This window comes from Citrobacter sp. Cpo147 (assembly GCF_030332405.1).
GTDB classification, from domain to species: domain Bacteria; phylum Pseudomonadota; class Gammaproteobacteria; order Enterobacterales; family Enterobacteriaceae; genus Citrobacter; species Citrobacter portucalensis.
Genome location: NZ_JAOWHX010000041.1, coordinates 442,311 through 466,503 on the forward strand (window position 1 = coordinate 442,311; position 24,193 = coordinate 466,503).

Annotated in this window: 30 protein-coding genes; 5 read left to right on the plus strand and 25 right to left on the minus strand. The window is 51.3% G+C overall.

Annotated elements, in window-relative coordinates:
- Positions 1–122: 122 nt before the first annotated feature.
- The 5 genes from rplI to OGY06_RS22800 all read right to left on the minus strand — a co-directional run bounded on the left by rplI (position 123) and on the right by OGY06_RS22800 (position 2,485).
- The gene (rplI, locus tag OGY06_RS22775) at positions 123–572 is read right to left on the minus strand and encodes a 50S ribosomal protein L9 (RefSeq protein ID WP_003025676.1); all 450 of its coding nucleotides are present in this window, start codon (positions 570–572) and stop codon (positions 123–125) included.
- A 41-nt stretch (positions 573–613) separates the two neighbouring features.
- Complete coding sequence (gene rpsR / locus OGY06_RS22780) at positions 614–841, minus strand: 30S ribosomal protein S18 (protein WP_000135199.1); 228 nt, start codon at positions 839–841, stop codon at positions 614–616.
- A 4-nt stretch (positions 842–845) separates the two neighbouring features.
- A complete protein-coding gene (priB, locus tag OGY06_RS22785) occupies positions 846–1,160 on the minus strand; it encodes a primosomal replication protein N (RefSeq protein ID WP_003025674.1) in 315 nt (104 codons plus the stop codon).
- Positions 1,161–1,166: 6 nt separating this feature from the next.
- Positions 1,167–1,562 (minus strand): 30S ribosomal protein S6, encoded by a 396-nt coding sequence (gene rpsF, locus OGY06_RS22790; RefSeq protein ID WP_003025672.1) that lies wholly within the window; start codon positions 1,560–1,562, stop codon positions 1,167–1,169.
- 158 nt (positions 1,563–1,720) lie between these two features.
- A complete protein-coding gene (locus tag OGY06_RS22800; protein ID WP_003830447.1) occupies positions 1,721–2,485 on the minus strand; it encodes a TSUP family transporter in 765 nt (254 codons plus the stop codon).
- Between the two features lie 299 nt (positions 2,486–2,784).
- On the opposite strand from OGY06_RS22800, the gene yjfY reads away from it, so the two are divergent.
- Entirely contained in the window at positions 2,785–3,060 is a 276-nt protein-coding gene (gene yjfY / locus OGY06_RS22805; protein ID WP_003025668.1) for a DUF1471 family protein YjfY, read from the plus strand.
- A 131-nt stretch (positions 3,061–3,191) separates the two neighbouring features.
- Here yjfY and OGY06_RS22810 read toward each other — a convergent pair whose 3' ends face one another.
- Genes OGY06_RS22810 through ulaA form a run of 6 tightly spaced genes read right to left on the minus strand, consistent with a single transcriptional unit; the run spans position 3,192 to position 7,601 of the window.
- On the minus strand, positions 3,192–3,878 hold the full coding sequence (locus OGY06_RS22810; RefSeq protein ID WP_063941652.1) for an L-ribulose-5-phosphate 4-epimerase: 687 nt from the start codon (positions 3,876–3,878) through the stop codon (positions 3,192–3,194).
- Entirely contained in the window at positions 3,878–4,732 is an 855-nt protein-coding gene (locus tag OGY06_RS22815; RefSeq protein WP_206160196.1) for an L-ribulose-5-phosphate 3-epimerase, read from the minus strand. The genes OGY06_RS22810 and OGY06_RS22815 overlap by 1 nt, the downstream gene beginning before the upstream one ends.
- A 9-nt stretch (positions 4,733–4,741) precedes the next feature.
- Positions 4,742–5,392 carry a 3-keto-L-gulonate-6-phosphate decarboxylase UlaD gene (gene ulaD, locus OGY06_RS22820; protein ID WP_003025660.1) on the minus strand — a complete coding sequence of 217 codons (651 nt, stop codon included), beginning with the start codon at positions 5,390–5,392 and terminating at the stop codon, positions 4,742–4,744.
- 12 nt (positions 5,393–5,404) lie between these two features.
- Positions 5,405–5,872: a PTS ascorbate transporter subunit IIA gene (gene ulaC / locus OGY06_RS22825; RefSeq protein WP_003830454.1), complete on the minus strand. Its 468-nt coding sequence runs from the start codon at positions 5,870–5,872 to the stop codon at positions 5,405–5,407.
- 10 nt (positions 5,873–5,882) lie between these two features.
- On the minus strand, positions 5,883–6,188 hold the full coding sequence (gene ulaB, locus OGY06_RS22830; RefSeq protein WP_003025655.1) for a PTS ascorbate transporter subunit IIB: 306 nt from the start codon (positions 6,186–6,188) through the stop codon (positions 5,883–5,885).
- 15 nt (positions 6,189–6,203) lie between these two features.
- Entirely contained in the window at positions 6,204–7,601 is a 1,398-nt protein-coding gene (ulaA, locus tag OGY06_RS22835; RefSeq protein WP_003830456.1) for a PTS ascorbate transporter subunit IIC, read from the minus strand.
- Between the two features lie 367 nt (positions 7,602–7,968).
- Here ulaA and ulaG point away from each other — a divergent pair, with 367 nt between their 5' ends.
- Positions 7,969–9,033 carry an L-ascorbate 6-phosphate lactonase gene (ulaG, locus tag OGY06_RS22840; RefSeq protein ID WP_003025649.1) on the plus strand — a complete coding sequence of 355 codons (1,065 nt, stop codon included), beginning with the start codon at positions 7,969–7,971 and terminating at the stop codon, positions 9,031–9,033.
- 106 nt (positions 9,034–9,139) lie between these two features.
- Entirely contained in the window at positions 9,140–9,895 is a 756-nt protein-coding gene (ulaR, locus tag OGY06_RS22845; RefSeq protein ID WP_003025646.1) for an HTH-type transcriptional regulator UlaR, read from the plus strand.
- Here the strand turns inward: ulaR and yjfP are convergent.
- Positions 9,892–10,641 (minus strand): esterase, encoded by a 750-nt coding sequence (yjfP, locus tag OGY06_RS22850; RefSeq protein WP_063941654.1) that lies wholly within the window; start codon positions 10,639–10,641, stop codon positions 9,892–9,894. The genes ulaR and yjfP overlap by 4 nt on opposite strands.
- 181 nt (positions 10,642–10,822) lie before the next feature.
- On the opposite strand from yjfP, the gene bsmA reads away from it, so the two are divergent.
- Together bsmA and yjfN are read left to right on the plus strand one after the other, a co-directional pair.
- Positions 10,823–11,152 carry a biofilm peroxide resistance protein BsmA gene (gene bsmA / locus OGY06_RS22855; RefSeq protein ID WP_057066585.1) on the plus strand — a complete coding sequence of 110 codons (330 nt, stop codon included), beginning with the start codon at positions 10,823–10,825 and terminating at the stop codon, positions 11,150–11,152.
- Between the two features lie 147 nt (positions 11,153–11,299).
- A complete protein-coding gene (gene yjfN / locus OGY06_RS22860; protein ID WP_003830465.1) occupies positions 11,300–11,575 on the plus strand; it encodes a DUF1471 family protease activator YjfN in 276 nt (91 codons plus the stop codon).
- 86 nt (positions 11,576–11,661) lie between these two features.
- On the opposite strand, the gene OGY06_RS22865 is transcribed toward yjfN, so the two are convergent.
- The 13 genes from OGY06_RS22865 to hflC all read right to left on the minus strand — a co-directional run bounded on the left by OGY06_RS22865 (position 11,662) and on the right by hflC (position 24,192).
- Entirely contained in the window at positions 11,662–13,284 is a 1,623-nt protein-coding gene (locus OGY06_RS22865; RefSeq protein ID WP_286605978.1) for an isovaleryl-CoA dehydrogenase, read from the minus strand.
- 84 nt (positions 13,285–13,368) lie between these two features.
- Complete coding sequence (locus tag OGY06_RS22870; RefSeq protein ID WP_003830470.1) at positions 13,369–14,535, minus strand: glutathionylspermidine synthase family protein; 1,167 nt, start codon at positions 14,533–14,535, stop codon at positions 13,369–13,371.
- Between the two features lie 2 nt (positions 14,536–14,537).
- The gene (locus tag OGY06_RS22875) at positions 14,538–15,173 is read right to left on the minus strand and encodes a DUF1190 domain-containing protein (RefSeq protein WP_003830472.1); all 636 of its coding nucleotides are present in this window, start codon (positions 15,171–15,173) and stop codon (positions 14,538–14,540) included.
- 9 nt (positions 15,174–15,182) lie between these two features.
- The gene (locus OGY06_RS22880; protein ID WP_003830474.1) at positions 15,183–15,581 is read right to left on the minus strand and encodes a DUF350 domain-containing protein; all 399 of its coding nucleotides are present in this window, start codon (positions 15,579–15,581) and stop codon (positions 15,183–15,185) included.
- A 19-nt stretch (positions 15,582–15,600) separates the two neighbouring features.
- A complete protein-coding gene (locus tag OGY06_RS22885) occupies positions 15,601–16,260 on the minus strand; it encodes a YjfK family protein (RefSeq protein ID WP_218667667.1) in 660 nt (219 codons plus the stop codon).
- A 56-nt stretch (positions 16,261–16,316) separates the two neighbouring features.
- Positions 16,317–17,015, minus strand: coding sequence for a PspA/IM30 family protein (locus tag OGY06_RS22890; protein WP_063941658.1), 699 nt, complete (start codon positions 17,013–17,015; stop codon positions 16,317–16,319).
- A gap of 15 nt (positions 17,016–17,030) precedes the next feature.
- Positions 17,031–17,435 carry a YjfI family protein gene (locus OGY06_RS22895; RefSeq protein WP_003830480.1) on the minus strand — a complete coding sequence of 135 codons (405 nt, stop codon included), beginning with the start codon at positions 17,433–17,435 and terminating at the stop codon, positions 17,031–17,033.
- A 124-nt stretch (positions 17,436–17,559) separates the two neighbouring features.
- A complete protein-coding gene (gene rlmB / locus OGY06_RS22900) occupies positions 17,560–18,291 on the minus strand; it encodes a 23S rRNA (guanosine(2251)-2'-O)-methyltransferase RlmB (RefSeq protein ID WP_003830482.1) in 732 nt (243 codons plus the stop codon).
- Between the two features lie 72 nt (positions 18,292–18,363).
- The gene (gene rnr / locus OGY06_RS22905; RefSeq protein ID WP_126319451.1) at positions 18,364–20,826 is read right to left on the minus strand and encodes a ribonuclease R; all 2,463 of its coding nucleotides are present in this window, start codon (positions 20,824–20,826) and stop codon (positions 18,364–18,366) included.
- Between the two features lie 38 nt (positions 20,827–20,864).
- A complete protein-coding gene (nsrR, locus tag OGY06_RS22910) occupies positions 20,865–21,290 on the minus strand; it encodes a nitric oxide-sensing transcriptional repressor NsrR (protein ID WP_003830485.1) in 426 nt (141 codons plus the stop codon).
- Positions 21,291–21,506: 216 nt separating this feature from the next.
- Entirely contained in the window at positions 21,507–22,805 is a 1,299-nt protein-coding gene (purA, locus tag OGY06_RS22915) for an adenylosuccinate synthase (protein WP_003025606.1), read from the minus strand.
- A gap of 102 nt (positions 22,806–22,907) precedes the next feature.
- Positions 22,908–23,105, minus strand: a complete 198-nt coding sequence (locus OGY06_RS22920; protein ID WP_003025602.1) for a DUF2065 domain-containing protein — start codon at positions 23,103–23,105, stop codon at positions 22,908–22,910.
- An 82-nt stretch (positions 23,106–23,187) separates the two neighbouring features.
- A complete protein-coding gene (gene hflC / locus OGY06_RS22925) occupies positions 23,188–24,192 on the minus strand; it encodes a protease modulator HflC (RefSeq protein ID WP_003830491.1) in 1,005 nt (334 codons plus the stop codon).
- Position 24,193: the final 1 nt, after the last annotated feature.

A 24,193-nucleotide genomic window follows, 5' to 3' on the forward strand; every position in this document is an offset into this window, starting at 1 on the left:
ATGTTTTATTTTTGTGATTATCCCGAAAAGGATAAAGAATAGCCAGAGAGAAAAGCGGGGGAACAGAAAAGCAAAACGCCGGCACAGGGCCGGCGCTTTTACGCGGTCATCAGAATAAAAACTTATTCTGCAACTACGTTTACAGTCAGCTTAGCAAACACTTCGCTGTGAACCTGGAAGCTCACTTCGTGCTCGCCAGTGGTACGCAGAACGCCGTTCGGCAGACGAACTTCGCTCTTAGCTACTTCAACGCCAGCTGCAGTTACAGCGTCAGCGATGTCGCGAGTACCGATGGAACCGAACAGTTTACCTTCGTCGCCAGCTTTAGACGCGATGGTTACGGTTTCCAGTGCGTTGATTTTCTCAGCACGAGCTTCAGCAGCGGACAGAACGTCAGCCAATTTAGCTTCCAGCTCAGCGCGACGCGCTTCGAAAAATTCAACGTTTTTCTTGGTAGCAGGAACAGCTTTACCCTGTGGTACCAGGAAGTTACGAGCATAGCCCGCTTTAACGTTAACCTGATCACCCAGGCTACCCAGGTTTGCTACTTTATCAAGCAGAATAACTTGCATTACCTTATCCTCTCAAAGTCGTATTAATGGACCGTGACCGATTACTGATGACGATCAGTGTACGGCAGCAGGGACAGGTAGCGAGCGCGTTTGATAGCGCGAGCCAGCTGACGCTGGTATTTTGCACGGGTACCGGTGATACGGCTTGGGACAATCTTACCGCTTTCGGTGATGTAGTTTTTCAGCGTAGCGATATCTTTATAGTCGATCTCTTGAACGCCTTCCGCGGTGAAACGGCAGAACTTGCGACGACGGAAATAACGTGCCATATGGCTAGTCTCCAGAATCTATCAATTCAATCTGCTCGGCATGCAGAACCATTTTGCTCAGGCCGTTCTTTGCTTTGTGGCAAGAGATGAACCCCTGAACGGTCACTGCGCTACCGACCGTTATACTGTGAGTAATGGCTTGGTTTTCGTGTCCGCTAATAATAACGGGCATTTGGCACCACGCCTGCCGGTGAAACCCGGCTTCCTCCTGCACAGAACGATGCTCAAGCACGAACTGGCAATGAGGAATTCCTGATGGACTGACCTTTCGAAGGGGGGCCCTGCACACAGTGCCGGACAACGCCAGACGGTTGGTCATCAGAAATTACTCTTCAGAATCCCCAGCTTCAGCATCATCTGCGGTTTCGTTAGCGAAATCATCGCGACGTTCACGACGCTCGTCTTTCGCTTTAACCATCGGAGATGCTTCGGTAACAGCGTGTTTAGTACGCATAACCATGCTGCGGATAACGGCATCGTTGAAGCGGAAGGTAGTTTCCAGCTCATCGATCACTTCCTGCGGCGCTTCAACGTTCATCAGAACGTAGTGAGCTTTGTGCAGTTTGTTGATCGGGTAAGCCAGCTGACGGCGACCCCAGTCTTCCAGACGGTGGATCGTACCTTCTGCACCAGTGATGGCAGCAGTGTAGCGTTCGATCATACCCGGAACCTGTTCGCTCTGGTCAGGATGGACCATAAAAACGATTTCGTAATGACGCATCGAATTGCTCCTTACGGATTATTCAGCCTCCTGTCTGGGTCAGCCGAGGCCCATGGAGGCAAGGAACGTGTTAAAGGTCGGCTGAAAAATGACGCGTCATAATACTGGGGTCAGCAGGTAAACTCAAGGTGCTTGTACGATTATTTATCATGTCGCTATTAATACATATCCAGCAGCATTTTGATGCTGATACAAATGGAGACAATGACAATCATGGGTCGGATGACTTTCTTACCGCGCGTCAGTACGACTGTCGCACCAAGACGTGCGCCAAGGGATTGCCCTGCAAACATCACCAGCCCAAGCGACCAGATCATTTTACCACCGAAAATGAAGAACAAAATCGAGGCGATGTTCGACGCCAGGTTAATAAAATTCGAGTGGATTTGCGCTTTATCAATACTGTATCCCCACAGCAGGATATAGCTGAGGGTATAAAAGGAACCTGCCCCAGCACCGAGAAAACCATCATAAAAACCAATACATCCCCCACCGATCAACGAGAAGAGAAACAGGGATACCTGCTGCTTTCTTTTCGGTTCGCTAAGGTTTGGCGCAAAAATAAAGTAAATGGCGACTGCGATAATCAGGATTGGGAGCAGTTTCTTCAGCAGTTCCGGTTCAATGAACTGGATAAGCGTCGTTCCCAGCGCAGAACCGATAAAGGCAGATAAAAACACATACTTGTGCTCCTGCACGTTGATATGTCCCCGGCGTAAAAAGTAAATTCCAGAGGTCAGAGAGCTACCCAGAGCCTGAATTTTATTGGTTGCCAGCGCATTAGCCGGGGGTAAACCAGAAATTAAGAGTGCGCCAATAGAGAGAAATCCACCACCGCCCGACACCACGTTAATAAAGCCAGCCACCAGCGCGACCATAAACATAACCACGAAATAGCTGAAATCCATGAATGAAGTATCCATAAGTTTTTGCCTTATTATCATAAAGTTACATTAATTATCCGGCTCACTATAAACGGCGTACTCAACCGATTAAATTGACTATTTGGTAAGAGCTTATGCGCGAAAGGCAGGTATTTTTTCACCGCAGCGGTATACACCAGCAGACTGTTAATTAAAGAAAAGATGGCTATGCGGTAATTTTTTGAACAACTGCATCAGAAATGGTCGCTATCGACTGCGCTGGTAGCGGTTAAAATTACATCAGAAGTTAATCACTCACAGGAGAGAGGCAACCAGAGACCGCAGTCGAGGAGGTACATATGCGAGCCCGTGTTTTGACCCTTCTGGCTGTGCTTTTGCTCAGTGCAAATGCAACGGCAGCCATCAAAATTGATAACCATCAGGCCAGGAACATGGATGATGTGCAGAGCTTAGGCGTCATTTACATAAATCATAACTTCGCCACTGAAAGTGAAGCCACTCAGGCCCTGAATGAAGAGACCGATGCGCAAGGCGCAACCTACTACCACGTGATCCTCACCAGGGAACCCGGTAGTAACGGAAATATGCACGCCAGTGCAGATATTTATCGTTAACACCAGAAATAACCAACGAGAACATTGCCACAGTTTGACTTGCCCCCTTCACTGGGGGCTTTTTTTGCAAAACAATCCCGAAGCCAGACCGATCTCATCCCCATGAAGAGTTGGCTCCGGAACGTTTATTCCTACTTCTGCCCGTAATAGGCATTTGGGCCGTGCTTACGCATGAAGTGCTTATTCATCAGATAACTGTCGATGGGGCTGAGCGCCGGATTAATACCGCGCGCAATCCATGCCATTTTTGCCACTTCTTCCATCACCACCGCGTTATGTACCGCGTCGTGAGCATCTTTGCCCCAGGCAAACGGGCCATGCTGGTACACCACTACGCCTGGCGTATGCAAAGGTTCCACCTCCCCCAGCGTTTCAACAATCACCCTGCCGGTATTTAGCTCATACTCATCCTGAACTTCCGCTTCAGTTAACGCCCGGGTGCAGGGAATATCACCAAAGAAGTAGTCCGCATGCGTCGTACCGAGCGCGGGTATTGCCAGACCTGCCTGCGCCCATGCCGTCGCGTGGGTTGAGTGAGTATGCACCACGCCGCCAAGAGAGGAATAGCGACGATACAGCGCCAGATGGGTGGCGGTATCGGAAGAAGGACGATAGCGTCCTTCCACCACGTTGCCGTGCAGATCCACAACTACCATGTCGTCCACTGTCATTGTATGGTAGTCGACGCCGCTGGGCTTAATCACCACCAGCCCGCGTTCGCGGTCGATGGCGCTGACATTACCCCAGGTAAACGTCACCAGCCCGTAGCGCGGCAGATCCATATTGGCCTCAAAAACCTGCTGTTTGAGTTTTTGCATTATACCGCCTCCACCAGACCGGCGCTGGCCATACGCGCTTTCACCCAGTCGCGCGCCTTCACCACTTCACGTGCCGGGTCGTCCGACGTTTCACTCCACATCTCAATCAGGTATGGCCCGCAATACCCACTCTGTTTGAGCGTCGCAAAACAACTTTCGAAATCGACAACCCCTTCACCAAACGGCACATTTTTGAATACGCCGGGTTTGGTATCCTTCACGTGTACGGCAACGATATGGCCCATTCCCGCCTGCAGCTCCATCTGCACATCGTTGTCCCACGCCGACAAATTGCCGATATCGGGATACAGCTGGAACCACGGATTGTTGAGATAGTGAGCGTATCCCAGCGCCTTACTGATCGAATTCATCAGTGGATAATCCATGATTTCCATCGCCAGCGTCACCTGTGCACGGCTCGCCATCTCTACGCTTTCTTTCAGCCCATCGCGAAACCGACGACGCGTTTCGTTATTGGCCTGCTGGTAATAAACGTCGTAACCCGCCAGTTGAATAACGCGAATACCGATATCCTGCGCAAACTGAATGGCTTTACGCATGATCTCCAGCCCCTGTTCGCGTACCGCATCATCTTCACTACCAAGCGGGAAACGACGATGAGCGCTCAGGCACATGGACGGTACCCGTATCCCTGTCTCAGCGATTGCGGCCACCAGCGCCAGTCGCTGCTCGCGGTTCCAGTCAAGACGCGCCAGGCGAGCGTCGGTTTCATCAACCGACATTTCGACAAAGTCAAAGCCCAGTTCCTTCGCCAGCTGCAAACGCTCCAGCCAGCACTCCCCGCCGGGGAGTGCCTTTTCATAAATACCGAGCGGGACCTGTTTCGACAACATAGTCGCTCCTTATCCCCACAGCTGGGCGATAGAACGTTTGAACTGACGGGCCGCTTCCACCGGAGAGGCGGCATCACGAATGCTGCGACCGGCAATAAATACGTGAATCGGAATTCCCTGAAACAGCGGCAGATCTTCCAGCGCCAGACCGCCGGTGACGGTGACTTTAAAGCCCATCTCGGACAGGCGTTTGATCGCGCTGATATCCGCTTCTCCCCACGCCACGCCCGCCGCCTGCGCATCACGGCTGCGGTGATACACAACTTGCCCAATCCCTGCGTCACGCCATTCCTGGGCCTGCTCCCAGGTCCAGTAACCGGTCAGTTCAATCTGCACGTCGCCGTTAAATTCTTTCGCTACCTCCAGTGCCCCCTTGGTGGTGTTGATATCCGCACAGCAGATGACGGTGACCCAGTCAGCGTTGGCTTCGAAACACATGCGGGAGAGGATTTTTCCCGCATCGGCAATTTTGGCGTCCGCCAGCACAATTTTATGCGGGTAAAGCGCCTTCAGATCGCGAACGGCGCGCACACCCTCTGCCACGCAAAGAATAGTTCCCACCTCAATGATATCGACCTCTTCGGCAATCAGACGCGTCGTTTCATACGCAGAAGACATTGATTGGTTATCCAGCGCAACCTGCAACATAGGTAATGACATTTTGGTATCCTTTTAAACAGCCGCCGCAGTGGCGTTATCAATTAAATCCAACACTTCCTGCGCGGTGCGACAGGCGCGTAAACGGTCGAAATTGGCTTCGTCATCAAAGAGATTCACGATCTGCATGATGCCCACTTCCTGATGTGTGTTGGCGTCAACTGCCGCCATCGTTATCAGAATATCGACCGGGTCGTTATCTTCGTGGTTAAACACCAGCGGTGATTTCAGCGTCACCAGCGCAAAACCAGTTTTCTTGACCCCTTCCTCCGGACGGCCGTGCGGCATTGCCAGGCCAGGCGCAATCACAAAGTACGGGCCAAACTGCTCAACGCCATCAAGGATGGCCTGGTAGTAGCGTGGTTCAACCACATCGGCCTTAACCAACAGATCCACACCAAGCTTTACCGCTTCCTGCCAGGTACTGGCCTCGGCTTGCAAAAGGATGGAATTATTGTCTGTTAGCGAGTCACGTAATTTCATATACCGCCCCTTACTTCACGTCCTGCGGGAAATGCGCTTTGATCACTTCCAGCAGTTTTGGCCCAAAATCGGCAGGAGACAGCATGTTGCGTACGCCAACGACATATTTATTGCCAGAAACGGTAATCTCACCGGCGATATGCGTAGAGGCGATGATGATATCCGCGCCGCTCAGTTCACTTTTGTATTCACCCACAGCGCAGCTGTTTACCGTATGGTCAATATTTGACTGGGTTAAAAACTGGTCCACCTTCATTTTCATGATCATGGAACTGCCCTGCCCATTGCCACACACAGCCAGAATACGTACGGTCATAATCGGAACTCCTTATTAAGCAGAGTGTTCTGCCAGTTGTTTTTCTGCGTCTTCCTCAGCGCGCAACGTGCGTCCTGCGAAAAACATATAAGCCAGTGCAATCAGAATAATGACGGCCATAAACACGATGCCGATGGAGGCAAAGCCTTGCATCATCGGCGGTGCCAGAATTGACCAGTCCGCCATGCCCATCCAGGCGCTCATACCGGTGAGTTTCACCGCCCAAACGCAGCCGAAGATTTCGATCATCCCCATCACCAGGCAAATCTTGAGCGCCGCGCGCCAGCCGCCAAAGTGGTTAGCAAATACGCCGATGGTGGCGTTCGAGAAGAACATCGGGATAAAGCCTGGGATAATCAGGATGGAAGAGCCGCAGGCAACCAGAATACCTACCGCAATCAGTTGGCCGATGGTGCCCCACATAAAGCCCCAGACCACCGCGTTGGGGGCAAAGCTGTAAATGGCTGCGCAGTCGATAGCCAACACCGCGCCGGGGATCAGACGTTGAGAGATACCGTTGAACGCTTCTGAAAGTTCAGCAACGAACATACGTACGCCCTGGGTGATGATGAAGATAGCGACAGCAAACGAAAAACCGGTTTGCAGGATATACACCGTCCAGTGGGTTTTACCCGCCATCGCCTGAACCACATCAATGCCGAAAGAGAGCAGGATCGCCCCGAAAAAGATGGTCATCACAATCGCGGTGGAAACGATGTTGTCATGGAAGATATTCAGCCAGCCTGGCAGCTTGAGATCTTCTACGCTCTCCTCTTTCTTACCCAGATACGGCGCGACTTTGTAAGCAATCCAGGAGGCGAACTGCTGCTGGTGACCGATGGAAAAACCGCAACCATCAGTTACTTCCTGCGTCGGTTTGTACATCATATTGGAGGTAATGCCCCAGTAGAGCGACACCAGCACCGCGGTACAGATGATGGTGGTCCACATCGGGTAACCAAAGATGTAGAAAGAGACAGCAATCAGCCCCGCCTGCTGGAACATGATGTGCCCAGTCAGCATGATGGTTCGAATGCCGGTAATACGCCGTAGCAGTACGTAACAAATGTTCAGCGCCAGCGCTAACAGTACGGCGTACCCTACCCAACTGTATGCATCGCCCATTCGTTCGATGGTTGCCATCATGGAGGCATAGGTATCGGAGATCGCGCCATTGATACCGTAAACCTCAGACATCTTCGCCACCACCGGTTTAAACGTGCTGGTCAGAATGCCCGACCCTGCCTGCAATAACATAAAACCGATAATCGTTTTGATCGTGCCTTTGATAATGACGCTGACACTTTTACGCAACAGGATGTAGCCGAGGCAGGTCACAATACCCAACAGCAACGGTGCATTGGTCATGACCTGATTAAAAAAGACGGTAAAGATGTTGTAGAGGATCTCCATAACGATCTCCAGTAGACGAAGTTGCTGAACATTCATTACAGATGCCCAGGATGTTGTGCCCTCACTCTAATTTTCAAAAGTAATCACAACAAGATTGAATTTGATTAAATGTGATGAAGTACGCAAATAATTCTCTTACTTGCAGAGTGGATTTACTTCAAATTCATACACGTCAAAATAAATTCATTTAAAACAATAAAATACAAAAATACATTTCATATAAACCATCTTGTCACTTTGTAATTTGTTCACATATTTCCATTCAACACCAAAAATCAGCGCATTGCCTTCTTGATAAAATGATGTCAGTATCAATCAAAACAAATCACAATTTGATTCAACTTGAAAAAACATGAAGGTAATTGCGATGAGTAAAGTAAAAAGCATCACGCGTGAATCATGGATTCTGAGCACATTCCCGGAGTGGGGAAGCTGGCTCAATGAAGAGATCGAGCAGGAACAGGTCGCACCTGGCACTTTCGCTATGTGGTGGCTTGGCTGTACCGGTATTTGGCTAAAGTCTGAAGGCGGAACTAACGTCTGCGTCGATTTCTGGTGCGGTACGGGTAAACAGAGTCACGGTAACCCGCTGATGAAAACCGGTCACCAGATGCAACGCATGGCGGGCGTGAAGAAGCTGCAGCCAAACCTGCGCACCACGCCGTTTGTTCTTGATCCGTTTGCCATTCGTCAGATCGATGCGGTGCTGGCCACGCACGATCATAACGATCACATCGACGTAAATGTTGCGGCAGCCGTCATGCAGAACTGTGCCGACGACGTGCCGTTTATTGGACCGCAGACTTGTGTGGATCTGTGGATCGGTTGGGGTGTACCAAAAGAGCGCTGCATCGTGGTAAAACCTGGCGATGTGGTGAAAGTGAAAGATATTGAAATTCATGCGCTTGATGCGTTTGATCGTACGGCATTGATCACGCTTCCTGCCGATCAAAAAGCGGCAGGCGTGCTGCCGGATGGTATGGATGCCCGCGCCGTAAACTATCTGTTCAAAACGCCGGGCGGTACGCTTTATCACAGCGGTGATTCACACTACTCCAACTACTATGCAAAGCATGGCAATGAGCACCAGATCGACGTCGCGCTCGGATCCTACGGCGAGAACCCACGGGGTATTACGGACAAAATGACCAGTTCCGACATGCTGCGTATGGCGGAGGCCCTGAATACAAAAGTGGTGATCCCTTTCCATCACGATATCTGGTCAAACTTCCAGGCCGATCCTCAGGAGATCCGCGTACTGTGGGAGATGAAAAAGGATCGGCTGAAGTATGGCTTTAAGCCTTTTATCTGGCAGGTGGGTGGCAAGTTCACCTGGCCGCTGGACAAAGATAACTTTGAATATCACTATCCGCGCGGCTTTGACGACTGCTTCACGATTGAACCGGATTTACCGTTTAAATCGTTCTTGTGATCCACACAAAATGCCGGGCCATCCCGGCATTTTTTCCCATTTACTTTAGTATTTCCAGGCTATTTCAAATATCATCTTTTCAAATCAATTTGTATCGGAATAGCTCATGACTGAAGCACAAAGACATCAAATATTGCTGGATATGCTGGCGCAGTTGGGCTTTGTTACCGTTGAGAACGTGATTGAGCGTCTGGGGATTTCACCCGCCACAGCACGCCGGGACATCAACAAACTCGATGAAAGCGGCAAACTCAAGAAAGTCCGCAACGGCGCAGAAGCTATTACCCAGCAGCGACCGCGCTGGACGCCAATGAATCTGCACCAGGCACAGAACCACGATGAAAAAGTTCGCATTGCCAAGGCGGCATCCCAGCTTGTGAATGCAGGTGAAAGCGTGGTGATCAACTGCGGATCGACCGCCTTTCTGCTGGGTCGCGAAATGTGCGGCAAGCCGGTGCAGATCATCACTAATTATCTGCCGCTGGCGAACTATCTGATCGACCAGGAGCATGACAGCGTGATCATCATGGGAGGGCAATATAACAAAAGCCAATCCATCACGCTTAGCCCGCAAGGCAGTGAAAATAGCCTGTATGCCGGGCACTGGATGTTCACCAGTGGCAAAGGGTTGACCGCGGACGGACTGTATAAAACGGATATGCTGACTGCGATGGCCGAGCAGAAGATGCTTAACGTGGTGGGCAAACTGGTGGTACTGGTCGATAGCAGTAAAGTCGGTGAACGTGCGGGAATGCTGTTCAGTCGCGCCGACCAAATCGACATGCTGATTACTGGCAAAAATGCAAACCCTGAGATTCTGCAACAGCTTGAAGCTCAGGGCGTGAGCATTATGCGCGTTTAAAGGTGCTGGCGGAAAAACGTCACTGTTGCGGCCAACGCTTCTGGCGTGATGCGATGTCGTACGCCCGCTTCCCACAGGCAGGTCAGATTGTTGTCCAAACCTGCCTGAATCAGCGCTTGCTGTAAGCGGAAGGTTTCAACAGCCGGTACAACATCATCATCCTGTCCATGCCACAGCAGCAACGGCCTGTCAGCGAGGCGTGGTAACTGATGCGTAACATCCCATTCGGCAAGCGGGGCGATAACGGCATCAAATTCCGCCTGCTGCTCTGGGGTCTGAACCAGTAAAGGGGGAAAAAGCGTCTGCGCAAGCCGGGTAAAATAGCCTGAACCCATCAGGCTGGCTACACATTTAACCTCAGGATGGCGCGCCATTATGCCCAATGCTGTCATTCCCCCCATCGACGCCCCACCGACGGCAAGCCGCTCATCTGAAAGCCAATTTTCCGCCTCCAGCGCCGCACGTAACGTCGTAAACTCCTGCATATTTTGCTGCAAAATATGCCAGAAGCGGCGCATTCGCACCCTGGCATCGCTTTTGAAGCGAGCGCCATGGTCGGGCGCATCTGGCATGACGACACGGAACCCGGCCTGAGCCAGCGCAACGGCAAAATAGCTGTAAACCAGGCTTGAAGAGGTAAACCCGTGATAGAAGATAACACAAGGGAGTGAACATTCGCGTTTGCCAGCCGGAACGGCGTGCAGGACAGGTATACCCGCCAACTGTCGTGTTTCAATTTCGATCATTTGTCGCCTCTTTCTTTCTGGTATGCCATGCAGCAATACTTAACGCAAGCGAATGTGTTCGGCAATGATTCATAATGTTGAGAACTGGGTTACGCTTTCGCAACATTTTCATTCGAAAATCGCGTGAGAGATAACAATTCGGGAACATTCCCCTAAAGGGAAATTAATAAGGCACTACACTATGGCTATCAGGAAACGAGATAGAGTTATGCGTCGGTTTGCCTCTTTGTTGTTGGTTATGTTTTTAAGCGCCTGTAGCGTGCTACAGGGAACGCCACAACCCGCACCGCCCGTTGCCGACCACCCGCAGGAGATCCGCCGTGACCAGAGTAATGGGTTACAGCGATTAGGGACGGTTAGCGCGCTGGTAAGAGGCTCTCCGGATGATGCGCTGGCAGAGATCCGTGCCAAAGCCGCCGCGGCTAAAGCTGATTACTACGTGGTTTTATTAGTGGATGAAACTATCGTGACAGGCCAATGGTATTCACAGGCTATTTTGTATCGTAAATAACATTGGGTTGAAATTTAGTCAGCTTTACATTGCTTTGCGCCCCTATGCGTTTACCTGTGCACAATAAACCAACAGCAGGAAGCTTGAGGTTTATTATCGCGATGGAATGCCCTGCCGTGTGTAGGGGTACGAATAATGGAGCTGACGATGAAACAATCACTTGCCTTATCCTCACTGCTGCTTTCTGCCGGACTGGTAGGTACTACGGCGCAGTCTGCCGAATTCGCCAGTGCTGACTGTGTTACTGGCCTGAACGAAATTGGCCAGATATCTGTCAGTAACATTGCAGGAAATCCGCAGGATGTAGAACGTGTTGTCGCGTTAAAAGCGGATGAACAAGGTGCCTCATGGTATCGGATCATTCAAATGTACGAAGATCAGCAGCCCGACAACTGGCGCGTACAGGCCATACTCTATGCTTAACACATTGCCGGATGGCGTAAACTTATCTGAGCTACAGTGAACTGTAGACATGATAAGACGCGAAAGCGTCGCCATCAGGCATATTATTACCGTAATCCCCCAGTTGCCCGCAGAAGCAAATCGTTCAGCACCTGCTCAGACAATCGTAGTCCCCCCCGCGTATCAAGCATAATTTGGCACCAGGCCTGCGCCACTGGTGGAGAGGCATAGCGCAACATCTGCGCTCCGCAACCAAGCAGGAAAAGCTGCTGCGTAATCTCCCGCCCCAATGCCTCGCTGGGTTTACGTAAACGCTGCTGGAGCTGACGCACCATTCGATCGTAATGTCGGTCTTGCCCTTTGACTTCCGCAAAGGCTTCACTGAGCATCTCGTATATGCCGGGTTGTTTGGTCAGTACCCGCAATACATCAAGGCACATAATGTTGCCAGAGCCTTCCCAGATACTGTTTACCGGCATTTCACGATACAAACGCGGCAGCTCGCTCTCCTCGCAATAGCCAATCCCACCCGGCACTTCCATCGCTTCTGCCACAAATGGCATACCGCTTTTGCAAACGGAGAATTTCGCCGCTGGCGTGAACAACCTGGCCCACAGCGCTTCTTTAGCATCAGCACGACGGTCCCAGGCCCGCGCCAGTCGAAACAGTAACGCCGTTTGACCTTCCAGTTGGAGCGCCATCCGACCTAACACTTGGCGCATCATCGGTTGTTCAATCAATGGCTTGCCAAAAACTTGCCGCTGGTGAGCATGGTAAATCGCGACGGAAAAAGCACGTCGCATCATACCGTGACTGCCGAGCGCACAGTCAAAACGCGTCATCCCCCCCATTTTCAGGATATGGCGTATACCTTCCCCTTCGTCACCCAATAGCCAGCCAATCGCATCGTGGAATTCAACCTCACAGCTGGCGTTGGAGCGGTTGCCTAACTTATCTTTCAATCGCTCAAGACGGATAGCATTACGCTGCCCGTCAGGTAAAAATCGCGGCACAAAAAAGCAGGATAATCCTCCCTTAGCCTGGGCCAGCACTAAATGGGCATCGCTTTGCGGCACGGAGAAAAACCACTTATGTCCCACCAGCCGATACGAGCCGTCAGCAAGACATTCTGCCTGAGTGGTATTGCTCAGCACATCTGAACCACCCTGCTTCTCGGTCATGCCCATGCCGATAAGCAGCCCACGCTTTTGCCCTCCGGGCAGTAAATGCGAGTCATAACGGTCGCTTAGCAGCGGCGTAAGCCAGTCGTGAAAGGGGGCGGGTAACATTTGAAGTAACAGCGGCGTGGCGGCAAAAGTCATGGTCACCGGACACAACGTGCCAGCTTCAACCTGCGCATGCAGCATGAAACGCGCGGCCCGTGCAACAAATGTTCCCTGCCTCGCATCTTCTTCCCAGGCCAGATTATGTACGCGGTTGGCGCACAATCCCTGCATCAGCAAATGCCAGGCAGGATGAAAACGCACATCATCCAGCCGCTGCCCCTGCGGGTCGTAGCGCAACAGTTCAGGTGGAAAAGCATTAGCCAGACGGCCCAGTTCGAGCGACTCGGCAGTCCCTAGCTGCTGACCAATACTGGCGAGAAGATCGCTGTCCCAACCAGCGCCTTCGCGGATAACCGCTTCGCACAGCGCGCCATCGGACAAATATAAGTTACTGTTATTGAGCGGTACAGGTTGGTTAAAAACGGTATGCGTTTGCCAGTGCATTGTGTCTCCCTCCGTCAATGGCCGTCGCTTTAAGTATGGTCAGAACCACATTATTCGCGACGGAGGGAGATCACAAAAGTACGGTTAGCCAGCAATATAATGAGGAATAAAACGAGAAGTATCTTTAGTGATCAAAGTATTATCCTCGCGGATCCCCATACCACAGGCTTCATCATCCACAATCCAGCTGCCAATCAAAGTGTAGCTGTCGCCAAAGCGCGGTAATGGCTGAAATGCCTGATAGATCATCGGTTCTTCGGCGTAATCACCCTCGGCATGCTCAACGACCTGCTGCTGACCATCAAAAATGGTGACATTTCCCCCTTCACGGGAAAATATCGGTTTGCGTACATAGCTTTCACCAGCTGCAATTTGTGGTGTTTCACCGTCAAACCAGGCGGGCAGCAGGTTGGGATGGTTGGGAAAAAATCGCCACAGCAATGGCATCAGCCCTTTATTGCTGAGTACGCTCTTCCATAACGGCTCAACCCACTGTTCGCGGCGATGGCGCAGTAAGGGGCCATTTTCATCTCGCATCATCCACTCCAGGGGATAGAGCTTAAAGGCGCGACGAATGACGTTATCATCCAGGTCCGTGAGAACACCGCCAACGCCAAGCCCCAGATCTTCGACGTAAATAAACCGTGACTCTTGCCCAGCCTGCTGCGCGCAATCCTGTAAATACAGCACCGTGGTACGATCTTCGTCAGTATCTTCGCAGCAGCAAAAATAGAAGGGCTCCGGGCTATAAAGCTCAGCAAAACGGGAGATTAGCCGCTCCTGAATGGCGTTGTACTGGTCGGCGTCGCGTGTGATCACCCCGCTGCGACGCGCATCTTCCAGCCATAGCCACTGGAAATACGCTGACTCATAAAGCGACGTTGGTGTATCCGCGTTGTACTCCAGCAGCTTGACCGGGGCGTTATTTCCGCACCAGACAAAATCCATGCGGCCGTACAGGGAGGGATCGCGATTGCGCCAGCTTTCGGCAATAACGTCCCAATACAGCGGCGGGATCGCCAGTTGCTGCATAATCTGTTCGTCGTTAACTGCTCGTTCGACGACATCCAGACACATCTGGTGCAGTTCCGCAGTGGGTTTTTCGATCTGCTCTTCCACTTGCCGGAGCGTAAAGCGGTATGCCCGGCTCTCATCCCAGTAAATCTCGTTATCGATAATATGAAAATCAAAGCCGTGATCGTAGGCGATCCGGTCCAAATCCTGACGAACAGGGACATCATGTCGCAGCATCGTTAACCTCCCCAGTGCCCACGCGCGCTGGACGAACGCCCGTAGCCGCCGCGTGAAACCGTCGAGACTTTCTTCGTCGTATAACTATGGCTGGTTGCAGTATCATGTTTTCCACTACCGGAACGCCAACTGTAATCCCCGGAAGTTGTACGCCAGACCGGGCGCGAAGCATAGGAAGAACCGCCGCTGCTATAAACATATTGTTCGTCGCGATTTTTGCGAATGACGCGGCTGAGTAAAAAACCGGAGAATATCGGCACCCAGCTTTGATCGATGCTGTCGAGATAACAGTCGCCAAACTGTGTCTGACAGCTCTGCTTGCTCATTTGCTTTGGCAGGTTAGAGTAGAACTCTGCTTTCGCATTGTTCCAGCCATCGGCACAAACGGTGGCGCTATTGCCATCGTCAATACATTCACTCACCGCGGAGTAAAAGGTACCATCACCATCGTTATTGCCGTCATCAGCACATCCTTTGAGGACAAAAAACGCCGCTCCGCCCATAATGGCCAGCGTCAGGTATTTTCCACTGTAACGGCTGCGTTTTCTTGCAAAGGGGTTCGCCGGACGCCCAATTCGCGTGATGGCAGAATGCCCTTGCCCCCTGTTTTTGTTTCCGGATTTACGTTTTCTTGCCATGATCGTCCATTACCATGTCATGCAGGCGGCGTTAAAAATACCCCCCGCCAGGGCGGCGGTCCCCATAAATAATCCCGCTGCAGTATTATGATTAATAATTTTTTCACTCAGTGCCGGCATGTATAAACGCACACCGCCGTAAATGACGAGTTGTATCACCAGCGCGATGCCGCCCCAGGCGAAATAATCCGGAATGCTGACGGCGTTAATTGCCGCGCTGGATAACGGAATAACGTAGCCCAGCAACGTGCCGCTAAAGGCCAGTGACGCTGCTGTATTATTATTTTTAATCAGTTGCCATTCATTGTGCGGCGTAATTTTTGAGTATATAAACAGAAAAACGATCACCATGGCTGCGCCAATAAAAAAATAGGCGCAAAAAGCCAGCAATGAATCCAGTATGTGCATTGTGTAACCTTCCCTGAAATTAACCAATTACATTAAGTGATGTTAATGGAATATCTACACCCAGCGCCCGCGAGAATACCCATTCAGGCTCTCCCAGCTCATTAAACGATTCTTCACCGTTCAACAGCAGGTATTCCCAGGTATCATCTGTAACCTGTCGCTGATAGCCCATGGTAAAATTATGTACATTCCATATGGCATGCTGATGATTTTCTACTTTTTCCAGCATATAAACCGGCTCAATATTCCCCGGTTCTTCCTCGTTAAAAAAGCGTTGCCAGCGCTCTTCCTGCCAGCTCAGCGTCGGCGTCCCTATTACGGACGGGCTAATGGCAGACTGCCAGTGTTTTTTCTGCGAAATCCCGTAACTTTCCGCATAAACAAAGAATTTGATATCGTCGATATCATCGATGTCTGAGCCGCCCGTGGTATTGATTTGCAGAAACTCTTCTCCGGACGTGTAGTAGCGAAAAATCTGGCTTCCGCCGCCTAAATCAATGTGGCTGGCGGCTGCAACGGTGTACTCCTCACCAGGCAATTCGATCAATAGTGACCCTTCAAGCAGACGAAATGCCAGCGTGTTAAGCGTAAAACCAGCATTCAGATGTAACCCTAACGGCCCGCGAGCTGGCGCAACAGCAGCCTCTTTACCGAATAAGCGCTGGAAAAAACTCATCATGATTTTCCCTTAATGATCTGCCAGCCTTCTTTCGAGGCTGGCGCATTTCACGACGTTTACTCGCCTTGCTGACGCTGCAGTCGTGCCAGTACATCCTGAGCCGAACTTTTATTGCTCGCCCCAATGCCGGCTTCGGCCAGCTTCTCATCCAGGTCACGCCCATCCGCAACCTTTTCCAGCTGCGCAGCGGCATCCAGACGGGCCTGACGCTCAGCCTGTCGCGTTTGCAAACGCTTGAGCGACTCTGCGGCTGTAGACACACTCGAAGACGCGCCTACGGTCGAGGTAGTCACTGTCTGCTGGGCGCGCTGCATCGCTTCCGTCGCCTTTACCACCTCAAGCTGCTGTTCAAACTGTGCAATCCGTTGTGCGGTTGCACTCACCGCTTTTTCAACGCCATCCCGCGACACTTCAAGGTTAGCGAGTACTTGCTCTTCTGCAGCAATGACATTCTCTAAGCGGGCAATTTCTTCTGCAACTTCGTTGATCAGTGACGGGTTAGCGTTTTTACTCAGCGCTTCCAACACTCGTGTTTCCAGACTAGATTTACGCTCACGCAGATCGTTCAACTTGTCATTACTCAGCCTCACGCGCGCCAGCAAGTCTACTCGTGATTTTCCGGCTTTATCCAGCTCACCTTTCGCATCACGGATATGCTGCTCCAGCATGCGGACCCCCTGCGCTTCTTCAATTGACTCTTCCGCCTGAGAAAGTACGGACTTGCCGAGGGTAAACAGGCTTTTTAAAATTCCCATAAATAGCGTTCCTTGTTATTCGTGAGTGTATTCTTCAGTGATTTCAGCCAGATCTAGCGCGTTTTCCGCAAGCGTAGTCATCTCCAGCACTACATCATCCAGTGATGAATTAAGCGAAAGTGCTCCAAATGCGACGTAATATTCATCCTGCTGAACGCGAGAAATCCCCACGGAAGACAGAGGAAGGAGTTTCTGATTACGTAATAAGAAAATATTGAATTCATTTTGCTGATTAATACTGCAGACAGGACAAATAACTGTTTCAATAATTATCTGGCGGGATGTGAATAAAATACCGAGTGATAAATCACCATAATCATTCATTTTGATAATTAATGATTGCTCGTTATATTCAATATCTATATTTAATTCAGGAAGAGTTTGTACTGCTTCAGCAAGCAACTGCGGAGTCCATGCCATATATTATCCATATATAATTTAATTAGAAATAAATGAAATAAATATCATTTTCTACCCTTTATCATACTCGTTTAAAATAAAAAAAAGCCACCCGAATCCGGGTGACTTTGTCTGAAAAATAAGTTTAACCGCGCTGGCGGACGGCTTCAAACAGGCAGATACCCGTCGCAACTGAAACGTTCAATGACGAAACGCTCCCTGCCATCGGGATGCTGATCAGTTCGTCACAGTGTTCGCGGGTCAGACGGCGCATACCTTCACCCTCTGCGCCCATCACCAGCGCCAGACGACCGGTCATTTTACTCTGATAGAGAGTATGGTCGGCTTCACCTGCGGTTCCGACGATCCAGATATTCTCTTCCTGCAGCATACGCATGGTGCGCGCCAGGTTGGTCACGCGGATCAGCGGTACGCTTTCTGCCGCACCACAGGCCACTTTTTTCGCCGTCGCATTCAACTGTGCGGAACGATCCTTCGGTACGATTACAGCATGTACGCCAGCGGCATCGGCGCTACGCAGGCATGCACCCAGGTTATGCGGATCGGTGACGCCATCGAGGATCAAAAAGAACGGCTGATCGAGCGTGGCAATCAGATCCGGCAGATCGTTTTCCTGATACTGACGGCCCGGCTTCACGCGAGCAATAATCCCCTGATGTACCGCACCCTCGCTTTTCTCATCCAGAAACTGACGGTTAGCCAGTTGAATGACAACACCCTGTGCTTCCAGTGCGTGGATCAGCGGCAGCAGGCGTTTATCTTCACGACCTTTGAGAATAAAGACGTCCTGGAAGCGCTCAGGCGCACGTTCCAGCAGGGCCTGCACCGCATGGATGCCGTAAATCATTTCACTCATGAATGTACTCGTTAATAGTTTATGCGTAACGCCGGGCAACGCGAAGGTTGCCCGACTTACAGTCTATGGCTGTTATTGTGCGACTTTCTTTTTCGCCGCACGTTTAGCTTTAGTGGCGGCAGCAATTTTAAGCGTTTTTGCCGAGGGCTTTTTCGCTTTTTTATCGCCTTTCTTCTCAGCCGCATTCTTTTCCGCCTGAGGTTTGGCTCTGCCTTTCTTCTCGCCGCGGAAAGCGCTGTCCGGCTCGAAATTCACCTTTTTGCCCATCTGACGACGTTTACCGGTATTTTTACCCGCATCGCCTTTTTTGGCTTTTTCGCGGGCGGTTTTACCTTCATTACGCGGCGCACGTTCGCTGGAGATCAAGCTGAAGTCGATCTTACGCTCGTCCATGTTGACTGCTTCCACGCGAACTTCCACGCGATCGCCCAGGCGATACATCTGGCCGCTGGATTCCCCCGTCAGGCGCTGCCCAACCTGGTCGAAACGATAGTAGTCGTTATCCAGAGAGGAGACATGCACCAGACCATCGATAAACAGTTCATCGAGACGGACAAAGAAACCAAATCCGGTCACGCTGGCAATCACGCCTTTGAAGACATTACCCACCTGGTCCAGCATGAAGTCGCACTTCAGCCAGTCAGAGACATCGCGCGTGGCTTCATCAGCACGGCGCTCGGCCATCGAACAGTGCTGACCCAGTTGCAGCATCTCTTCCATCGAATAATGGTAGCCACCGGTTTCCGTGGTGTTGCCCTTATGGCCCTGCTCCTGCGCCAGCAGATACTTAATCGCCCGGTGCAAGGAGAGATCCGGGTAACGACGGATCGGTGAAGTAAAGTGCGCATAAGATTGCAACGCCAGGCCAAAGTGACCACGGTTTTCCGGATCGTAAATCGCCTGCTTCATCGAACGCAGCAGCATGGTTTGCAGCATTTCTGCGTCAGGACGGTCAGCAATCGACTCCAGCAGTTCAGCGTAATCACGCGGCTCAGGTTTGTTGCCACCAGGCAGCTCCAGCCCCAGCTCTGCCAGGACGGAACGGAACGAGTTAATCGCTTCGGTCGTCGGCTTATCGTGAATACGGAATAGCGCTGGCTCTTTGGCTTTCTCAACGAATCGTGCCGCGGAGATGTTCGCCATGATCATGCACTCTTCAATCAACTTGTGCGCGTCGTTACGCTGCGTCTGCTCGATACGCTCGATACGGCGTTCAGCATTGAAGATAAACTTCGCTTCTTCACTCTCAAACGAGATACCGCCACGCTCTTCACGGGCTTTATCCAGCACTTTGTAGAGGTTATGCAGCTCTTCAATGTGTTTAACCAGCGGTGCGTACTGCTCACGCAGCTCCTGGTCGCCCTGCAGCATGTGCCAGACCTTAGTGTAGGTCAGACGTGCGTGGGAACTCATGACCGCTTCGTAGAATTTAAAGCCGGTTAAACGGCCTTTCGACGAAATGGTCATTTCACAGACCATACACAACCTGTCCACCTGCGGGTTGAGTGAACACAATCCGTTAGACAGCACTTCCGGCAGCATCGGAACAACCTGCGACGGGAAGTAAACGGATGTGCCACGGCTACGAGCTTCCTGGTCCAGCGGAGTCGGCGGGCGAACGTAATAGCTTACGTCAGCAATCGCCACCCATAAACGCCAACCACCGCCGCGTTTCTTCTCGCAATAAACCGCATCGTCGAAGTCGCGCGCATCTTCGCCATCGATAGTCACCAGCGGCAGATCGCGCAGATCGACACGTCCTACTTTCGCCTCTTCCGGCACTTCTTCTTTCAGTCCGGCGACCTGTTTCTCAACCGCCTGAGGCCAGATATATGGGATTTCATGAGTACGCAGGGCCATATCAACGGCCATGCTGGTTCCCATGTTGTCACCCAGCACTTCAACAATTTTACCCACCGCTTTGGTGCGGCGAGTCGGACGCTGGGTCAGTTCAACGACGACCACAAAGCCCATACGAGCACCCATTACCTCTTCCGGCGGGATCAGAATATCGAAGCTCAGGCGGCTGTCGTCAGGGACGACAAACCCAACACCGGCATCGGTGAAGTAACGACCGACAATCTGGCTGGTTTTCGGCACCAGTACGCGCACAATACGCGCTTCGCGGCGACCTTTACGGTCCGCGCCCAGCGGCTGTGCCAGCACCTGATCGCCATGAATGCAGGTTTTCATCTGCTCGCTGGACAGATACAGGTCATCTTTGCGGCCTTCAACACGCAGAAAGCCGTAGCCATCACGGTGGCCAATAACGGTACCTTTCAGCAGGTCGAGACGCTCCGGCAGCGCATAGCATTGACGACGGGTGAAGACCAGTTGTCCGTCACGCTCCATCGCGCGCAGGCGACGACGCAGCGCTTCTTGCTGCTCTTCACCTTCAATATTGAGTTCAGCGGCCAGCTCATCGCGGTTGGCCGGCTTTTCACGTTTAGTTAAATGTTCGAGGATAAATTCCCGGCTCGGGATAGGATTCGCGTATTTTTCTGCTTCGCGTTCCTGGAAAGGATCTTGTGACATGTCGGTTCCTCCGTCATCATCGCTGCTGGCGGGAGTCGTTACTCCACCAGCAATAATTTATAAAGCGGTTGATTCTTTTCAACCAAATCAGCAAGTGTGTAGTTGTCCAGTTCCGTGAGAAAACTTTGCACTGCTTTAGAAAGCGCCTGTTTGAGTCTACAGGCCGGGGTAATATGGCAAAACTCGCTGCTACAGTTGACCAACGATAAGGGTTCCAGCTCGCGAACCACATCACCAATACCAATATCCTTAGCGGGTTTACCCAAGCGGATACCGCCATTTTTTCCTCGAATAGCAGTAACAAAGCCCGCCCGGCTAAGTTGATTGATTATTTTGACCATATGATTACGGGACACGCCGTAGACTTCTGTCACCTCAGAAATACTGGTCATACGTCCTTCGGGAAGTGACGCCATGTAGATTAGCGCACGTAATCCGTAATCGGTGAAACTTGTTAACTGCACATCAACCTCAGGAAAAGGGATAAAACGGATAAACCTGGTAGTATTAATTACATTGATGATAAACCAGCCACCAGCCAGGTCGCTAATTTATTTCAGTTCGGGAAGGAAAAAAGCGAGGAACTTACGTGATTTTAAGCCGGATTCTGATGCAAAGCACCTTATCCGGCCTAAATTAGTGCAAGCGCAGCGCCGTTTGACGCTACGCTATAACCAGAATTATGCGTCGAACGGGTCGCGCAGGATCATGGTTTCAGTACGGTCTGGGCCAGTTGAGATAATATCAATCGGCACACCGGTCAGTTCTTCAATACGCTTGATGTAGTTCAGCGCTGCCTGCGGCAGACCGCTACGTTCCTTCACGCCGAAGGTGGATTCAGACCAACCCGGCATGGTTTCGTAAATCGGCTCGATACCTTTCCAGTCGTCAGCTGCCAGCGGAGTAGTCGTTACTTCGCGGCCATCCGGCATACGGTAAGCAACACAGATTTTCACCTCTTTCAAACCGTCCAGTACGTCCAGTTTGGTCAGGCAGAAGCCAGACAGGGAGTTAATCTGTACTGCACGGCGTACAGCAACGGAATCCAGCCAACCGGTACGACGACGACGACCGGTGGTCGCGCCATACTCGTTACCTTGTTTGCACAGGAACTCGCCAACGTCATCAAACAGTTCTGTCGGGAACGGACCCGCACCTACACGAGTAGAGTAAGCTTTGATGATACCCAGAACGTAGTCCACATAACGTGGGCCCAGGCCGGAGCCGGTTGCCACGCCACCTGCGGTGGTGTTGGAGGACGTTACGTACGGATAGGTACCGTGGTCGATATCCAGCAGCGTACCCTGCGCACCTTCAAACATGACGAAATCGCCACGCTTACGCGCCTGGTCCAGCAGATCGGAAACATCAACAACCATTGAGGTCAGGATGTCGGCGATAGCCATCACATCATCCAGCACTTTCTGGTAGTCAACTGCTTCAACTTTATAGAAATTCACCAGCTGGAAGTTGTGATATTCCATCACTTCTTTCAGTTTTTCAGCGAAAGTTGCTTTATCAAACAGATCGCCAACACGCAGACCGCGACGAGCTACTTTGTCTTCATAAGCTGGACCGATACCACGACCGGTAGTACCGATCGCTTTCTCGCCACGCGCTTTCTCACGAGCGTTATCCAACGCAACGTGATAATCAAGGATCAGCGGACAAGCTTCAGACAGCAGCAGGCGCTCGCGAACCGGGATACCACGATCTTCCAGTCCTTTCATTTCTTTCATCAGCGCGGACGGAGACAGAACAACACCGTTACCGATGATGCTGATTACGTTTTCGCGAAGAATGCCTGATGGAATAAGATGGAGGACGGTTTTTTCACCGTTGATTACGAGAGTATGGCCTGCGTTGTGACCACCCTGGTAGCGCACAACATATTTAGCCCGTTCAGTCAGAAGATCGACGATCTTCCCTTTACCTTCGTCACCCCATTGGGTGCCCAGTACGACGACGTTGTTACCCATTTTTCAAAATCACCGTTTGCTTAAAAATGGATTCTACCACCGCTTTTTCAGATATACAGCACTTTTTGCATGCGAAAATCCGCAAATTAGTCTACTTATTGATCAGCCAATCGTTTTCCTCAACATGTAGTAGACCACAACGCCCGCAACCACAAGACCTCCACCAAAACGACGCAAAATATTTTCGGGAAGTTGCGCCATTGCGGAGATCATTTTCTTCCATGCGCTGGGATAAAGCATCGGACCCAGCCCTTCCAGCACCAAAACCAGCGCGAGCGCCAGCAAAATTGTTGAATTCATCCATCGCCCTTATATAAAAAGAAAACCACCGCATCCCTGGAGATGCCGGTGGTTTTGCTGCTTTAAAACCGCTGGAACGCGATTAGCGTGTCGCGGTATTTGGTGTCTTCATGTAGCGGAAGAAATCGCTGTCCGGGCTCATGACCATCACGTCCTGATTCCCTTCAAAGCTCTTCTCGTAAGCACGCAGGCTACGGATGAAGGCGTAGAAGTCAGGATCCTGACTGAACGCATCGGCAAACAGCTTAGCGGCTTCTGCATCGCCTTCACCGCGCATAATACGGCCCTGACGCTCAGATTCTGCCAGCGTTTTAGTGACTTCATAGTCAGCCGTTGCACGCAGTTTTTCCGCCTCTTCCTGGCCTTGTGAACGATGGCGACGCGCTACCGCTTCACGCTCAGCGCGCATACGGTTGTAGATAGCCTCGGACACTTCAGCAGGCAGGTTGATTTGCTTAATACGCACGTCAACCACTTCGATGCCCAATGCCGCCATACTGTTCGGATTGATGACCGGTACTTTACCGTTCGTTTCAGCCTGAACACGTTCAGCCGCTTCGGCAATCGCGCTATCTGCTGCCGGAGTCGCCACTTCATCTTCCGTGCCAGCAGAACCGGAGTTCAGCGCGTCACGCACTTCCAGGGTCAGACGACCGCGGGAATCGGTAACGATGTCCTTCACGTCCAGACGACCAATTTCAGAACGCAGACGGTCAGAGAACTTACGTTTCAGCAGGACTTCCGCCTGAGAAACATCGCCACCGCCCGTTGCCAGGTAGTAACGGCTAAAGTCACTGATGCGCCACTTGATGTAGGAGTCAACGATCAGGTCTTTCTTCTCTTTGGTAACAAAGCGATCGGCCTGGTTATCCATGGTCTGAATACGCGCATCCAGCATCTTCACAGATTCAATAAACGGAATCTTGAAGTGCAGGCCTGGTGCAACAACCAGCGGCTTGTTTTCATCGTCACGCAGAACTTTACCAAAGCGCAGAGTAATACCGCGCTCGCCTTCTTTGACCACAAAGACAGACATGAACAGAACTACCAGAACGATGATGATAATCGCAATAACTGACTTACGCATC